Here is a 16,052-nt window from a genome sequence, read left to right on the forward strand (position 1 = left end):
GACTTGAGGAGAGACTATGCTGCGGCGAACCAAACAACAGGTTAAATCCGCAGGTTGTCACAGCGACGAACGGTCGCGGGGCGACGCACAACGGGACTTCGTCATGACGACCTTTCACGACCTGTACTGGACGGCGGCCGACGGCCTGTCCCTGCATGCCCGGGACTATCCGGGCGGCGGGTCCGCGGCGCCGGTGATCTGCCTGCACGGCCTGACCCGCAACGCGAAGGATTTCGAGGATCTCGCGCCGGCCATCGCCGGCCGCACGGGACGCCGCGTGCTGGCGGTTGACGTCCGCGGCCGCGGCGGCTCGGCCCGCGCCGCGGACCCCGCCAGCTACAACCCCGGTGTCTACGCCATGGACGTGCTGGCCCTGCTCGACGACCAGAAGATCGACCGCGCCGCCTTCATCGGCACGAGCATGGGCGGGCTGATCATGATGACCCTGGCGGCCCTGCGGCCGGCGGCGCTCGCGGCGGCGGTGCTGAACGACGTCGGGCCCGAAATCGCGGCCGAAGGTCTGGCCCGCATCCGCGGCTACGTCGGAGCGCCCGCGGACACGCCGGACTGGGCGGCGGCGGCGGCCTATGTGAAGGCCGGCAACCAGGCGGTGTTCCCGCACTATGATGCCGCCGCCTGGGCGCGGATGGCCCGGCGGACTTTCCGGGACGACGGCGGCGGCCCCGTACTGGACTACGACCCCGGCATCGCCGCGCCGATCCGCGCCGCGGACCCGGCCGCCCCGGCCCCGGACCTGTGGCCCTTCTTCGCGGCCCTGGTGACCGGCCGCCCCGCCCTGCTGATCCGCGGCGAGACCTCCGACATCCTGAACGAGGACATCGCCGGCCGCATGCGCGCGGCGGCTCCCGACATGGACTACGCCGTCGTTCCCGGCGTCGGTCACGCCCCGATGCTCGACGAACCGGCGGCCGAGGCCGCGATCCTGGCCCTGCTGTCCCGCGCGCCCTGAGCCTTCATTTGCGCCCCGGGCCGGGATCGTTAAGGTCGCTCCCAGCGTTCGTCAGCCGAGTATCGCCGTGTCCCAGCCCGTCCTCGCCGTCGATGACCTGAAGGTCAGTTTCCGGACTCACGACGGCCTGGTGGAGGCGGTGCGGGGCGTGTCCCTGTCGGTCGCTGCCGGAGAGTGCCTGGGCGTGGTCGGCGAGAGCGGCTCGGGCAAGAGCCAGACCTTCATGGCGGTCATGGGCCTGCTGGCCCAGAACGGCGTGGCCGCCGGATCGGCGCGGTTCGAGGGCCAGGAACTGCTCGGCCTGAAACCGGCGGCGCTCAACCGCGTCCGCGGCTCGAAGATGACGATGATCTTCCAGGACCCGCTGACCGCCCTGACCCCGCACGTGAAGATCGGCGAGCAGATCGCCGAGCCGCTGCGGCTGCATCTGGGCCTGTCGGACGCCGACGCCCGCAAGGGCGCGCTCGACTGGCTGGGACGGGTGCGCATTCCGGAAGCCGCCCGGCGCATGAACCAGTATCCGCACGAGCTCAGCGGCGGCATGCGCCAGCGGGTGATGATCGCCGGCGCCATGGCCTGCGGGCCGAAGCTGCTGATCGCCGACGAGCCGACCACCGCGCTCGACGTGACCGTCCAGGCGGAAATCCTCGACCTGATGGCCGAGCTGATGCGCGAGACCGGCGCGGGCATGGTGCTGGTGACCCACGACATGGGGGTCATCGCCCGTCTGGCCGACCGGGTCTGCGTGATGAAGGACGGCGCCTATGTCGAGGCGGGGTCCGTCGAGGCGGTCTTCGACCGGCCGCAGACCGACTACACCCGCGCCCTGCTGGCGGCGATCCCGCGGCTGGATCGCCCCGACCGCGGCGGGCGCCCGCTTCCCCCCGCGGTGGCGCCGGACGCGCCGGTCGTGGTGAAGGGCGAGGACGTGAAGGTCTGGTTCCCCATCACCCAGGGCCTGTTCGCCAGACCCCGCCCGCTGCGCGCCGTCGACGGCGTCAGCTTCGAGATCCGCCAGGGCGAGACGCTGGGCGTGGTCGGCGAGAGCGGCTGTGGCAAGTCGACCCTGTCGCGGGCCGTGCTCAACCTGCTGCCGCCGGGCGGCGGCGACCTGGGCGGGACGGTCACGGTGCTCGGCCGGGACATCACCCATGCCGACCGCGAGACGATGCGCGCCGCCCGCAAGGATCTGCAGATCGTCTTCCAGGACCCGCTCGCCAGCCTCGACCCGCGCATGCCGATCGGCGACTCCATCGCCGAGCCGCTGCAGGTGTTCCGGCCGGCCCTCAGCCGCGACGACCGCCGGGCGGCGGCGGCGGCGATGATGGCCCGCTGCGGCCTCGCCCCCGACCTGGTCAACCGCTACCCGCATGAGCTCAGCGGCGGCCAGAACCAGCGTGTGGGCATCGCCCGGGCGATGATCCTCGAGCCGAAGCTGGTCATCTGCGACGAGGCGGTCAGCGCGCTGGACGTGTCGATCCGCGCCCAGATCATCGACCTGCTGATCGACCTGCAGCGCCAGCTGGGCATGGCGATGATGTTCATCAGCCACGACCTGGCCGTGGTGCGCGAGATCAGCCACCGCGTCGTCGTGCTCTATCTCGGACGGGTCATGGAGCAGGGCAGCCGTGAGCAGCTCTACGAGGACCCGCGCCACCCCTACACCCGCGCCCTGCTGTCGGCCGCGCCGATCCCCGATCCGAAGATCGAGCGATCGCGCAAGCGCGTGCGGCTGACCGGCGAGCCGCCCTCGCCGATGGACCCGCTGGCGGGACTGCGGTTCCTGCGCTCGAAAATCCCGGCCGACCCGTCGGCCCCGATCCCGACGCCGGCGCTGACCGAGGTCGCGCCGGGCCATTTCGTCAGCGACTTCGACCCGATCTGATCAGGCCTGCATACCGGGGAATAGACATGATCCGACGAGCCTTTCTGGGCGCCGCCGCCTCGGCCCTCTTCGCCACCACGGCCCTGGCCCGCGCCGCCGCGCCGGTCGCCCGGCGTCAGCAGGGAACGCTGACGCTCGAGAACGTGCCCGAGACGCCGCCGGCCCTGCGCGAGAGTCTGCGGCGCTACCAGAACGCCCGCAGCGCGGCCTTCCAGGACTGGCTGGCCGACGGCTCGATGCTGATCACCACCCGGTTCGGCCAGACCAGCCAGCTGCACCACGTCGCCGCGCCCGGCGGCGAACGCTACCAGCTGACCTTCTTCGACGAGCCGGTGGCCAGCGCCACGGCCCTGCCCGGCTCGGCGGAGGGCTATGTGTTCAGCAAGGACACGGGCGGCGACGAATACTACCAGCTCTATCTCGCCGGGCTTACGCGGCCCGAACGGGCCTTCACCACCGCCGGCACGCGCAACCAGTCGCTGGTGTTCTCGAAAGACGGGCGGCGCGCGGCCTGGGCCGAGGTCGGCAAGGGCGATCCGGACTACCGCATCCGTTTCGCCGACGTGAAGGACGGGGAAATCATCCCCGAGGCCACGGCGCTCAGGACCACCGGCGCGACCGCGCCGGTCGCCTTCTCGCCGGACGGCCGCAAGCTGCTGCTCAGCCGGTACGATTCCGCCGCATCGAGCAAACTGTACCTCTGGGAGGGCGGCAAGGCCCTCGTCGAGATCAATCCCTCCGACAAGCCGATCGCCTATGAAGGCGGCCTGTTCACGCCCGACGGCCGGTCGATCCTGATCGTCTCCGACCAGGACTACGAGTTCAAACGGCTGGTCCAGATCGACCTGTCGGGCGGCCGCGTCTCGCCGATGACGCCCAATGATCTCGCCTGGGATGTCGAGGCCTTCGACCTGTCCGACGACGGCCGGGTGCTGGCCTATGCGATCAATGACAACGGCCGGTCGAGGGTGGTGGTGCGCGACTTCCGCACCCGGCGCGCCCTGCCCCAGCCGCCGTTGCCGGTCGGGGTCCTGACGGGGCTGAAGTTCTCGCCGGACAGCCAGACCCTGGCCATCGGGCTGAACGCCGCGACCTCACCGGCCGATGTCTGGAGCTGGGACCTCAAGGGCGGCAGGCTGACCCGCTGGACCACCAGCGAGAGCGGCGGGCTGGACCCGGCGGCCCTGGTCGATCCGACCCTGGTGACCTTCCGCTCGTTCGACGGGCTGGAGGTGCCGGCCTGGGTCTCGCGTCCCCGGGCGGCCACCGGCCCCGTCCCGGTGATCATCGACATCCACGGCGGGCCGGAAGGCCAGGACCGGCCCGGCTTCAACACCCGCCGGCAGTTCTGGACCAACGAGCTCGGCGCCGCCGTCATCGCGCCCAACGTCCGCGGCTCGGAAGGCTACGGCAAGACCTACCTGTCGCTCGACAATGGTCCGAAGCGGCAGGACAGCGTCAAGGATATCGGCGCCCTGCTCGACTGGATCGCCACCCAGGCGGATCTCGATAAGACCCGGGTCGTGGTCTACGGCGGCTCCTATGGCGGATTCATGGTGCTGGCCTCGCTGGCGGCGTTCAACGACCGGCTGGCCGGGGCGATCGACATCGTCGGCATCTCGAACTTCACCACCTTCCTGCAGAACACCGAGGGCTATCGCCGCGACCTGCGCCGGGCCGAGTACGGCGACGAACGCACGCCGGCGATGAAGGCGGTGTTCGACCGCATCTCGCCGCTGAACCTGACCGACAGGATGACCAGGCCCCTCTTCGTCATCCAGGGCCGCAATGACCCGCGCGTGCCCTGGACCGAGGCCGAGCAGATCGTCGCCAAGGTCCGCGCGAAGGGCGGCGAGGTCTGGTACATGCTGGCCGCCGACGAGGGCCACGGCTTCCGCAAGAAGCAGAACATCGACGCCCAGCGCGAGGCCGAGACGTTGTTCCTGCGCAAGGTGTTCAAGCTGTAGTCGGGGGTAGCGCGACCGGGGCGGCGGGAGTAACAGCGCCCCCATGACCGCCTTCGCCGTATCGATCCGCCCGCAGCCGACCGTGCCCGTGCAGGGTTCGGACCGGCCGTTCCCCGTGCGCCGCATCCTCTGCGTCGGCCGCAACTACGCCGCTCACCGGCGCGAGATGGGCGGCGACGATCGCGACCCGCCGTTCTTCTTCAGCAAGCCGGCCGACGCCGTCGTCCCGCCCGGCGTCGACGTCCCCTACCCGTCCGCGACCAGCGACCTGCACCACGAGATCGAGCTGGTCGTGGCCATCGGCGAGGGCGGATCGATCTTCGGCTTCGCCGTCGGCGTCGACCTGACCCGCCGCGACCTGCAGAACGGCTTCAAGGCCAAGGGCCAGCCGTGGGACGCCGCCAAGGGCTTCGACGCCAGCGCGCCGGTCTCGGCCATCGTCCCGGCGACCGGCGTCATCCCCCAGGGCCGCATCACACTCAGCGTCAACGGCGAGACGAAACAGGACGGCCAGGTCGCCGACATGATCTGGTCGGTCGAGGAAATTCTCGTCGAAGCCGGCAAGCTCTGGAACCTCGAAGCCGGCGACCTGGTTTTCACCGGCACGCCCGAGGGCGTCGGCCCGCTGGTGCGGGGCGACCGCGTCGAGGGCTCCGTCGAGGGCGTCGGCGCCCTGTCGTTCAGGATCGTCTGATGGGTCTGCTGCTGCACAGCGCCTGGCGCGCCTCGGCGCCCTACCGGGTGCGGATCGGCCTCAATCTGAAGGGGCTCGACTACGCCTACGCCCCGGTGGACCTGGTCGCCAGCCAGCAGCGCGGCGAGGCCTACGGCGCCGTCAACGCCCAGCATCTGGTGCCCGCGCTCGAGGTCGACGGTCATGTGCTGACCCAGTCGCTGTCGATCCTCGAATGGCTCGAGGAGACGCATCCGGAACCGGCGCTGCTGCCGAAGGATCCCTTTGACCGCCAGGTTGTCCGGGCCATGTGCGGCATCATCGCCTGCGACATCCACCCGCTGAACAACCTGCGCATTCTCCAGACCCTGGCCCGGCTGCAGGTGCCGCAGCCGGAGGTCGACGCCTGGGTGCACGGCTGGATCCGCGACGGCTTCACCGCGCTCGAACCGATGATCGCCCGCCACGGCGCCGGCTACGCCTTCGGCGCCGCGCCGACGATGGCCGACTGCCTGCTCGTGCCGCAGGTCTACAACGCCCGACGATTCAAGGTCGACCTGACGCCCTTCCCGGCGCTGGTGGCCGCCGCGGACGCGGCGCTGCTGCATCCGGCCATCGCCGCCGCGCATCCGAACAACCAGCCTGACGCTCAGACCTAGGGGATAACCACTTGCTCGAAGATCTGAAGGACAACAACCGCAACTGGTCGCGCAGGAAGACGGAGGTCGACCCCGACTTCTTCAAGCGGCTCGAGAACCAGCAGAGCCCGGAATATCTGTGGATCGGCTGCTCCGACAGCCGGGTGCCGGCCAACGAGATCGTCGGTCTCGATCCCGGCGAGCTGTTCGTCCACCGCAACGTCGCCAACCTCGCCCCGCCGCAGGACGCCAACTATCTCAGCGTGCTGCAGTTCGCGGTCGACGTGATGAAGGTGAAGCACATCATGGTCGTGGGGCACTACGGCTGCGGCGGCGTGCAGGCGGCGGTCGACGGCGTCCGCCGCGGCCTGGTCGACCACTGGCTCCACCCCATCCGCGAGGTGGCCGCCCAGCATCGCGACGAGCTTGAGGCCCTGGCCGAGAAGGAACGCTGGGACCGGCTGTGCGAGCTCAACGTCATCCGCCAGGTGCAGAACGTCGCCTCGGATGTGTTTGTCCAGGACGCGTGGGCGCGTGGCCAGAACCTGTCGGTGCACGGCTGGGTCTACCGGCTGTCGAACGGCCTGGTGAACGATCTCGGCGTGACCGTGACCAATCCGGGCGAAGCCGAAGAGCTGAGCCAGGGCTAGCCCTTGATGCGCACCTTGGCCCGCGCCTCACGGCCCTGGTCGTCGACAACCATCAGCTCGTAGAAGCCGGCCGCGGCCGGACGCCAGATCGTCCGGCCACTGACGGGGTCTGCGGACAGCGGCCGTCCCTCGACGTACCAGCTCAGCCCTTCGCCGCCGGCGGCCAGCGCCAGGCCGCGCGACGCGGGACCGAAGGCCTCGACCTGCACGGTCGCGCCGTCGGGCGGGAAGATCAGGTTCGGCCCCTGCTCCGGCCGCTCCAGCGTCACGAGCGCGCCGGGCGCGCCCTTCGGTGCGATGCGGGGCGGCGCGGTGCGCGGCGCGGACAGGATGTCGGCCGCGTCGAACAGCATCGGCAGCGCGGCCTCCCGCCCGGTGAAGCCGCCCCGCGCCCCGCCGTCGGCCCGGCCGGTCCAGACGATGATCACATAGCCGCCGACCACGCCCGCCGCGACCGCGTCGCGGAAGCCGTAGGAGGTGCCGGTCTTGTAGGCCAAGCCCGGCCCGCCGAGCGTCAGGGCGTTGGGGATGCGGCCCTTGGGCGCCGGCGCGTCGCGCAGGATGTCCAGCACCTGCCGCGCCGCCTCGGGCCGCACCAGACGCCCGCCCCGGCTGCGGTCGCGTCGGGCGGCCTCGTCCTCGGTCCAGGCCAGCGGCTTGGCCAGCCCCTCGTCGCCCAGCGCACAGTAAAGCACCGCCATGTCGCGCAGGGTGATCCCCTCGCCGCCCAGCGCCAGCGCGAGACCCGGCGCGCGGGTCTTCGCGTCGGGCAGCACCAGGTCGACCCCGGCCGATTCCATCCGGGCCAGGAACCGCGCCGGACCGATCCGGTCCATCAGCTGCACCGCCGGCACGTTCAGGGAGTGCGACAGCGCCTCGCCGGCGGTGACCTTGCCGCGGAACACCCGGTCGAAGTCCTCGGGCTGATAGTCGGCGAAACGGGTCTGGACGTCCTGCATCTCGGTGTCGGGCGCGGCGATGCCGTCATCGAAGGCGAAGGCGTAGATGAACGGCTTGAGCGCCGAGCCCGGCGAGCGCAGGGCCTGCGTCATGTCGATCCAGCCGCCCGGCCGGTCGAGCCCGCCCGACCCGACCAGCGCCCGCACGGCGCGGCCCTTGATCTCGACCACCAGGATGGCGGCCGTGGCCTCCGCCCCCTGTTCCCGGGCGTAGGCGGCGGCCAGCGGCTCGAGCCGGGACTGCAGGGTGGCGTCCAGCGTGCTGACCACCGTGGCCTGGCCGACCGGCGCGGCGCGGGCCAGCTGGCCGGTGGCCTGCCAGGCCAGGGCCGGAAAGGTCGACCGCGCCGGCAGCGCCTCGGTGTCGGCCTCGTCGGCCTCCGCCCGGGTCGCCAGCCCCGCCTTGACCATCCGCTGCAACACCAGATGTCGCGCGGCGCGCGCCTCGGTCGGGTTGCGGTCGGGCCGCCGCACCTCCGGCGACTGCGGCAGGGCGATCAGCAGCGCCTGCTCGCCGAGCGTCAGGGTCTCGGGCTCGTGGCCGAAGTAGGACAGGCTGGCCGCCCGCACGCCCTCGAGATTGCCGCCGTAGGGCGCGAGGGTCAGGTAGAGGGCGAGGATTTCCTTCTTCGAATAGCGTCCCTCGAGCTGCACGGCCCGGACCATCTCGACCAGCTTGGCCCCGAAGGTGCGGGGATGCGGCTCCAGCAGCCGCGCCGTCTGCATGCTGAGCGTCGAGGCGCCGGAGACGATGTGGCCGCGCAGCAGGGCCGATCCCGCGGCGCGGACGACGGCGGCCGGATCGACGCCGTCATGACCCTGGAAGCGCGCGTCCTCGATGGCGATCAGCCGCCGGATGAAGGTGGGATCCGTCCGCTTCAGATCGGCGCGAATCCGCCAGCGGCCGTCCTCCACCGGCAGGGCCCGCAGCCAGACGCCGCGCCGGTCGAGCACCACCGGCGATGACCGCTGTCCCCGCGACAGATCGGGCGGGAACAGCGTGTCCGCCGTCAGCAGCGCGACCTCGAGGGCCAGGAACGCAATCAGACCAAGGACGAGACGACGCACCGGCCGGGGCTAGCTCCCCGGCGCGATGGTCGTGCGGGCCGCCGATCCCCGGGCGAAGACCGACGGACGGTACATGTCGCGGGCCTCCGGCGCGGGCAGGAAGAAGTCGCCCGGCGTCACGGCGCGCGCCACATAGGCCATGGCGAACGGTTTGGCCCCGGCGAGGTCAAGGGCGGCGATATAGCGGTCGTCGCGCGCTTCCTGCACATCGGCCCCCGACAGTTCGCCGAGGAACTTGAACGGTCCCTCCTTGGCGTCCTCGGGACCGAGCACGGTCTCGATCTCCCAGCCGGCCGGCAGGGCGTCGTCGACGACCAGCGGCACGGTGCGGGCCTGGCTCGACCGGCCGTAGACCAGCACGATCACGCGATCCCCCTGCCGCAGGCCGGCGAGGTTCACCGCCCCGCCCTGCATGGTGAAGTAGCGCTTGTCGACCGACAGGCCGGACCCGGCCGCGCCGGGCGCCTCGACGGTCGTGCCGTGCACGGTCACAGTCCGCCACAGCGCGCCCGAGCCCCTGTTGGTGAACACCGCGTCGGCCAGACGGCCGACCGCCCAGCGCGGCGCGCCGCCGGCCGGCGTCAGGGCCATGGCCCCGGTGGCGTCGACGCGCATCACCCCGGCCGCCTTCAGCATGAAGGACGCCGCCTGCAGCAGGCGGGCCTGCTCCTGGGTGTTCAGCGAGTCGGGGTCGCGGACGGCGTTCTCCAGCCGCCCCTGCAGACCACGGGCGATGTCGACCTCGCCGGCCTCGTAGGCCAGGGCGATGATGCCGGCGAGATCGCGCAGCTGGCTCTGGTACCAGTCGGCCTCATCACGGTAGCCGAGCGTGGCCACGGCGCGCTTGAAGGCCGAATGGGCGCGGGCCTTGTCGCCCATCAGGGCCAGGCCGGCGCCGATCTGGGCGCGGGCGAGGGGCGAGTCGTCGTCCTTCATGTGCACGTCGTGCCACCAGCGCAGGCGCGCGAGGTCGCCCCGGCCGGCCTTGGCCAGGATGTAGAGGGCGTAGGCCGAGGCGCGGCTGCGCATCCGCTGGGTCGCCTTCTTCGACTCGGCGTCGTTGCGGTACCACCACTCCGGATATTCCAGGCGGTAGGACACGCTGGCCCAGCCTTCCGGCCGGCTGACCTGGCGCATGGCGTTCAGCGCGCGATCCATGGCGGCGTCGGGCACGGGCGCGCCGCGCATCTTCGCCTCCCACAGGAAGTCGGTGGCATAGGCGCCCAGCCAGGCGTCCGCCTCGCCGTCACCCACGCGCCACAGGCCGAACGCCCCGTCGAGGGTCTGGCGATCGAGCAGCTTGCCGACCGCGTCGTTCAACGCCGCCGAGGACGAGCGCCGCTTGGGATCGGGCGCCAGTTCGCGGGCGAACAGCAGCGGGTAGGCCACCGACACCACCTGCTCGGTGCAGCCGTAGGGATAGCGCGACAGCGCCACGGCGATCGGTCCGGGGTCGAAGCCGCGGAACGGCGAGTAGCTGACCTGCAGGCTGATATCCCCGGCCGCGAGGCCCGCGAGCAGCTGGGGCGAGGGCGTGAACGCCTCGCCCGGCCGCTGCAGGTCCACGGTGGTGCGGGTGATCGGGCTCCAGCCCAGACGCGTCTGGATCGGATAGTCCTTGCCGGTCGAGAAGTTCGGCCCGGCGACCGAGAAGCCGACCTTGCCGATGCCCGAGCGGGTCGGGGCGTTGAACGGAATCCGTTCGGCGACCCGCTGGCCGAGCGCCAGCTGGAACAGCTTCTTGAAGGTCATCACCACGCCGCCGGAAGAGCGGGTCTCGGCGGTGTAGCCGCCGGCCGCGCCCTCGACGTTATGCAGTTCGAGCGTCGCGAACGGCCGGTCGCCCGGCGCGAGGAACCGCGGCAGGTTGAGATCGGCGATCACCGCCTCGCGCACGGTCATCGGCTTGGACACCGCCCCGACGGCCTCGTCGGTCCAGGCCACGGCCATGACCCGCAGTTCGCCGTTGAAGTCGGCGGCGGGCAGCTTGATCCGCGCCTTGCCGTCGAGGCCGGTCTCGACCACGCCGGACCAGAGGGCCACCGACTTGATCGGCGTCACCGTCAGCCCCTCGCCGCCGAGCTGGTCGGCGCCGAAGTTGACGTTGGCCGGCGCGCCGAGGTTCGGATCGAGCAGGCGGCCGTAGTCGTCGCGATAGTCGAGCGTCAGCGCGCGCTTGCCGAAGTACCACTTCACCGGGTCGGGCGAGTCGAACTTGGTCAGGCGCAGGATGCCCTCGTCCACCGCCGCCACGGTGACCCGCGCGCGCTGGCCGATGCCGAGGCCGCGGACGGTGACGGGCACCTCCACCGGCGCGCGGCTGTTGAGCTTCACCGGCGTGCCGAGATCGACCGTCAGCTTGCGGCCCCTGGGATCGAGCGGCACGTACATCAGCCCCAGCGCGCGGCGCGGCTTGGGCGTCACCGACGGGTCGCGCGGCTGGATCACGCTGACCAGCACATAGGCCCCGCCGCCCCATGAGGCGTCGGTCTTCAGCGTCACGGAGCCGCCGTTCGGGCCGACCGAGAAGGTCTTGAAGTCGATCACCCGGTCGGTGGCCACGGCCACCTGGGCCTCGCCGGCATAGGGAGACTTGATGGTCAGGGTTACGGAATCGCCCTGGACGTGGACGCCCGGGCCGGCGCTGATGCGGACGAAGTCCGGCGCCTCGGCGTCCTTGGCCGGCGCGCCCCAGCCGGCGGCGAAGCGGATGACGCTCTTCGCGCCTCCGGGACCCTCGACGACCATGCGGTAGTCGCCCCAGCCGAGGCGGCGCGTGATGCGCGCGGCCCCGCCGGCGCCGATGCTCAGCGCGCCCTTCTGCACCACCACGTCGCGGCTGGTCCGCCGCCACTGCCAGCGGCCGTCCTGCTGGAACCAGTCGTAGTCCCAGTTCTCGGCGATGAGGGTGTAGGTCGTGCCCGGCGCGGCGATCCGCTCGCCCCTGGCGTTGACGGCGATGACATTGAGCGCCACCGGCGCGGCGTCGCCGCCCGTCGCGTCGCCCTGCTCGACCTTCACGCCCAGATAGACCGGCCGGGTGCGGACCTTGAGGAACAGGCTCTCTCGCACGGGGCGGCCGCCCGGCTCGAACACAGAAGCGGTGACCGTCGCCTTGAGGGGCGCGGTGGTGTCGCCGACCTCGGCCGTGCCCAGCGACAGGATCGCCTTGCCGTCGCCGTCGGTGACCGACGAGCCCAGTTCGAGAAACTTCTCGTCGAAGGTCGACTGCTGGTCGCCCCATTCATAGCCGGCGAAGGCCGGGAAGGGGTTGGGGTCGGCCATGATCCGGGCTTCGCCCTGGGTCTGCAGGCCGGCGCCGGCCGCGCCGTAGAGGAAGCGGGCCAGCACGGACACCTGGCGCGTCTCGCCGGCCCCGACGGGGACGGACTCCTGGCCGTCGGTGCTGACGGCCAGCCGCTGGGGCGCGAAGTCCTCGACCGAGAAACTCATCTCGCCGGCCGCGGCCTTGATGCCCTCGATCTCCAGCGTCGCCTTCCAGCGGCCGCGCGGCGCGCTCTTCGGCAGGCTGATGTCGGTGGTCACCGCGCCGGTCGGGGCGCGGTCGAAGGCGACGCGTTTGAACTCGACGCCCGAGGGCCGGCGGATCACCAGCACGCCCTTGCGGTCCTTGACCGCCCGGGACTGCAGGTCGCGGATCAGGGCCGACAGGTGCACCGTCTCGCCGGGGCGATAGATGCCGCGGTCGGCGTAGAGGTAGCCGTCGATCTCGCTGTCGGCCACGCGGCCGCCGGTCTCGTCGTCGGCTCCCGGCGTGGTCCGGCCGCCCATGCCCTGTTTCGACAGGTCGACCGGCGAGCGGTCGAGATCGAGCACGGCCAGATCGCCCTGCGGCCCGTAGGCCATGACCATCTTCGGGTGCATCGCGCCGTCGCCTTCGAGCAGCGGCCGCAGGAAGCGGACCCGGCCCGAACTGTCGGAGCGCGCCTCGCCCAGGGTCTCGCCGTTCTTGGCCACAAGCGCCACACGGGTGCCCGGCATGACCCGGGCGGACTTCAGTGACCGCACGACCACGTCGAGCGACTCGGAGCCGTCGTAGGCGACCATCGCCATGTCGGTGAAGATGATCCAGCGGCGGGCCTGGGCCGGCTGGGTGCCTTCGCCCTCCTCGTCCTGGTCGTCCTTCGGCGCGCCACCGGAGGAGGCGTCGCGCGCCTTGATGACATAGCCGCCGGGCTGCATGTCCTTGAGCACCGCGCCGAGCGGGAAGACGGTGGTGACCCGCTCGCCCTGGCCGCCGCGCACGGCGATCTGGCCCTTCCAGACGACCTTGCCCTCGTCGTTGGGGCTGTCGTCGCCGTAGTCGCCGGGCCAGTCGCCCTCGCCGGTCGGGTCGGGCGCGCTGATCGAGGTGCGCACGAGGTTGCGGTCGGCGACGCGCCAGACCTCGATGTTCAGCCGCGAGACGTTGACCGTCTCGATGCCCACGCCATCGGCGTCCTCGCGCGGCAGGATCACGCCGTCGCCGGCGAAGCCGACGTAGGGCGGCTTCTCGCCGAAGGTGAAGTCGACGTCCGCGTTGGCCGCCAGGGTCTGGCCGCCCGCGCCCGGCAGGCCCTTGAGCAGGGTCACGCGGCGCTCGGTCAGGCCCAGCCCGCCGATGCACAGCTCGGCCCTGTTCTTCTGGTTGACGCTGACCGCGGGGGTTCCGCCCAGATCCGGCGAGACCAGCACATAGTCGGCGTAGGCCTTGCCCGGATCGAGCGGCTTGGTCATCTCGATACAGGCCAGCGGATCGGTCCGGCTGGTGTCGAGGCGGGTCTTCCAGACCGCGAACCCGTCAGGCTTGGGGATCCCGCGGCGCGGCGCGCCGGCCGCGCGCGGCTTGCCGAACATCGACCAGAGGGACGGCTTTTCGCTCTCACCGGTGGCGACCGAGCTGGTCGCCGGCCCCTTGGCGCCGAAGCCGCCGCCCAGCACCCCGGCCGTCACCAGGCCGCCGCCGAAGCCGGCCGCCAGCGCGATGGCCGCGATGGCCCCGACCGGCAGATGCCAGTGCGATGTCCACTTCGACCAGAACGGCCTGGCCTCGCCCGACGGCGTCAGGGCCAGGGGCTCATGGGTCTCCGCGGGAGACTCCGGAGCGGGATCATGCGGGGTTTCGTCGGACGGCGTCATGGGAGCCCTTCCCGGGCCTTGAGTGTTCATTGAAGAACGATGTGAGCCCAAGCCTGCCAGCGGGTCAATCCGCACACGAGTCGGCTCCCGTCTCAGGCGAGCGGCGGCAAGATCGTGCTTGACCTAGCGGCAATGGCGGGACATTTCCCGCGCCAAACCCTTCGGGAAGGAAATGACCATGCGCGTTGGAGTTCCGGCGGAGATCAAGCCTGGCGAACATCGGGTGGGGCTGACCCCCACCGCCGTCCGCGAATATGTCGCCCACGGCCACCAGGTGCTGGTGGAAGCCGGCGCCGGCCAGGGCGCGGGCTACACCGACGAGGCCTTTGTCAGGGCCGGCGCGACCATTGTCGCCGACGCGGACGCGGTGTTCGCCGGCGCGGACATGATCGTGAAGGTCAAGGAACCGCAGAAGATCGAGTGGGAGCGGCTCGAGCCGCGCCACATCCTGTTCACCTACCTGCATCTGGCTCCGGACCCCGCCCAGACCGAGGGCCTGCTGAACTCCGGCTGCGCCGCCATCGCCTATGAGACCGTCACCGACGCCCGGGGCGGCCTGCCGCTGCTGGCGCCGATGAGCGAGGTCGCCGGCCGGATCGCCGTGTTCTCCGCCGCCGAGACCCTGCTCAAGCACAACGGCGGCATGGGCCTGCTGCTCTGCGGCGTGCCCGGCGTATCGCCGGCCCGCGTGGCCGTGCTCGGGGGCGGCGTGGTCGGCATGAACGCCGCCCGCATGGCCATGGGCCTCAACGCCGAGGTCGTGGTGCTGGAGCGGTCGATCCCGCGCATGCGCGAACTCGACGACATCTTCATGGGCCGGGTGCTGACCCGCTATTCGACGCTCGACGCGGTCGAGGACGAGATCCTCAAGGCCGACGTGGTCATCGGCGCCGTCCTGACCGCCGGCGCGGCCGCGCCCAAGCTGGTCAAGCGCGAGCATCTGTCGCGCATGAAGCCCGGTTCGGTGCTGGTCGACGTCTCGATCGACCAGGGCGGCTGCTTCGAGACCAGCCACCCGACGACCCACGCCGAGCCGACCTACACCGTCGACGGCGTGGTCCACTACTGCGTGGCCAACATGCCGGGCGCCGCACCGCGCACCTCGTCCGAGGCCCTCGGCAACGCCACCCTGCCGTTCGGCCTAGCGCTGGCCGACCACGGCCTGGACGCCCTGAAGCGCGACAGGCACCTGGCCAAGGGCCTCAATGTCCTGAAGGGCGAACTGACCCACCCGGCCGTGGCCGAGGCGCTCGGCAAGCCGTTCGTCGACCCGTACGGCGCCTGGGGCTGATAGAAAATGGCGGGGATGATTTACGAAAACGGGATCGGCGTCGCCGCGTGAGCTGCTAGGATCAGGCAGGTCACGATGACCGGCCGATCATGGACAGGCGCCGCGCTATGACTACGCCTGTTCTGGGCCACATCGACAGTCACGCGCGCGCGCTGGCCAAGGCGGTCAGCTGGCGCGTCATCGGCACGCTCGATACCTTTCTGTGGAGCTACCTGATCACCGGCCATCCGATGGCCGCCGGCGCGATCGCCTCGATGGAGACGGTCACCAAGATCGTCCTGTTCTATATCCACGAACGCATCTGGCGGCTGATCCAGATGGCGCCGTCGTCACGCTGGCGTTCGCTGATCAAGTCGTTCACCTGGCGGTTCGTCGGCAGCCTGGACACCTTCATCCTCAGCTGGCTCGTCACCCACCGGCTGCGCTACGCGGTGTCGATCGCGTCGGTCGAGGCCCTGACCAAGATCGCCCTCTACTTCATGCATGAGCGCGTCTGGCGTCGCGTCGCCTGGGGCCGGCTCAACTAAGGCCGCTTGAGTTTTCCCCGCCGACGGTTCAATCAGGCCGCAGGCGGTTCCCCTTCCGGGGGGCCAAGAGGGAACGGGGTGCAAGTCCCCGGCTGTGCCCGCAACTGTCAGCGGCGAGGGCCGCATCCATTCGCGCAAGCGACGCCACTGGGAAACCGGGAAGGCGGGATGCAGTCCAATGACCCGCGAGCCAGGAGACCTGCCGCCGCCGTCGCTCGTCCGCAGCCCGGGTCCAGGCTGATGGCGCGGGGAAGGCTTGCCTTCCCGTTGAAGCGACCGTCGGCC

The 16,052-nt window shown here is 71.2% G+C and carries 10 protein-coding genes and 1 riboswitch; of the genes, 8 read left to right on the top strand and 2 right to left on the bottom strand.

The genetic code is table 11. From position 1 onward, the window contains the following. Positions 1-103 precede the first annotated feature (103 nt). From AC1RN0_RS06440 to can, 6 genes are all read left to right on the top strand, one after another. Positions 104-970, top strand: a complete 867-nt coding sequence (locus AC1RN0_RS06440; protein WP_492786605.1) for an alpha/beta fold hydrolase — start codon at positions 104-106, stop codon at positions 968-970. A 67-nt stretch (positions 971-1,037) separates the two neighbouring features. Then, complete coding sequence (locus AC1RN0_RS06445; protein WP_492786606.1) at positions 1,038-2,855, top strand: ABC transporter ATP-binding protein; 1,818 nt, start codon at positions 1,038-1,040, stop codon at positions 2,853-2,855. Positions 2,856-2,881: 26 nt separating this feature from the next. Next, positions 2,882-4,822, top strand: coding sequence for a S9 family peptidase (locus AC1RN0_RS06450; RefSeq protein WP_492786607.1), 1,941 nt, complete (start codon positions 2,882-2,884; stop codon positions 4,820-4,822). A gap of 43 nt (positions 4,823-4,865) precedes the next feature. Beyond that, a complete protein-coding gene (locus AC1RN0_RS06455; RefSeq protein WP_492786608.1) occupies positions 4,866-5,516 on the top strand; it encodes a fumarylacetoacetate hydrolase family protein in 651 nt (216 codons plus the stop codon). Next, positions 5,516-6,154 carry a maleylacetoacetate isomerase gene (maiA, locus tag AC1RN0_RS06460; protein WP_492786609.1) on the top strand — a complete coding sequence of 213 codons (639 nt, stop codon included), beginning with the start codon at positions 5,516-5,518 and terminating at the stop codon, positions 6,152-6,154. Before AC1RN0_RS06455 ends, maiA begins: the two co-directional genes overlap by 1 nt. 11 nt (positions 6,155-6,165) lie before the next feature. After that, positions 6,166-6,783, top strand: a complete 618-nt coding sequence (gene can, locus AC1RN0_RS06465) for a carbonate dehydratase (RefSeq protein WP_492786610.1) — start codon at positions 6,166-6,168, stop codon at positions 6,781-6,783. Here the strand turns inward: can and pbpC are convergent. Together pbpC and AC1RN0_RS06475 are read right to left on the bottom strand one after the other, a co-directional pair. Continuing rightward, entirely contained in the window at positions 6,780-8,810 is a 2,031-nt protein-coding gene (gene pbpC, locus AC1RN0_RS06470) for a penicillin-binding protein 1C (protein ID WP_492786611.1), read from the bottom strand. The two genes, can and pbpC, sit on opposite strands and share 4 nt — an antisense overlap. Positions 8,811-8,819: 9 nt before the next feature. Further along, on the bottom strand, positions 8,820-13,949 hold the full coding sequence (locus tag AC1RN0_RS06475; RefSeq protein WP_492786612.1) for an alpha-2-macroglobulin family protein: 5,130 nt from the start codon (positions 13,947-13,949) through the stop codon (positions 8,820-8,822). 178 nt (positions 13,950-14,127) lie between these two features. Here AC1RN0_RS06475 and ald point away from each other — a divergent pair, with 178 nt between their 5' ends. Then, positions 14,128-15,240 carry an alanine dehydrogenase gene (ald, locus tag AC1RN0_RS06480; RefSeq protein WP_492786613.1) on the top strand — a complete coding sequence of 371 codons (1,113 nt, stop codon included), beginning with the start codon at positions 14,128-14,130 and terminating at the stop codon, positions 15,238-15,240. Positions 15,241-15,347: 107 nt separating this feature from the next. Continuing rightward, on the top strand, positions 15,348-15,767 hold the full coding sequence (locus AC1RN0_RS06485) for a DUF2061 domain-containing protein (protein ID WP_492786614.1): 420 nt from the start codon (positions 15,348-15,350) through the stop codon (positions 15,765-15,767). Between the two features lie 27 nt (positions 15,768-15,794). Beyond that, positions 15,795-15,988, top strand: a riboswitch (cobalamin riboswitch). Positions 15,989-16,052 lie beyond the last annotated feature (64 nt).

The organism is Caulobacter sp. GW821-FHT12F03, from assembly GCF_058806855.1.

Bases quoted from the DNA above. Each gene is read 5' to 3' on its own strand.
- AC1RN0_RS06440 (WP_492786605.1), top strand. From the start codon at position 104: ATGACGACCTTTCACGACCTGTACTGGACGGCGGCCGACGGCCTGTCC.
- AC1RN0_RS06450 (WP_492786607.1), top strand. From the start codon at position 2,882: ATGATCCGACGAGCCTTTCTGGGCGCCGCCGCCTCGGCCCTCTTCGCC.
- AC1RN0_RS06455 (WP_492786608.1), top strand. From the start codon at position 4,866: ATGACCGCCTTCGCCGTATCGATCCGCCCGCAGCCGACCGTGCCCGTG.
- maiA (WP_492786609.1), top strand. From the start codon at position 5,516: ATGGGTCTGCTGCTGCACAGCGCCTGGCGCGCCTCGGCGCCCTACCGG.
- AC1RN0_RS06475 (WP_492786612.1), bottom strand. From the start codon at position 13,949: ATGACGCCGTCCGACGAAACCCCGCATGATCCCGCTCCGGAGTCTCCC.
- ald (WP_492786613.1), top strand. From the start codon at position 14,128: ATGCGCGTTGGAGTTCCGGCGGAGATCAAGCCTGGCGAACATCGGGTG.
- AC1RN0_RS06485 (WP_492786614.1), top strand. From the start codon at position 15,348: ATGACTACGCCTGTTCTGGGCCACATCGACAGTCACGCGCGCGCGCTG.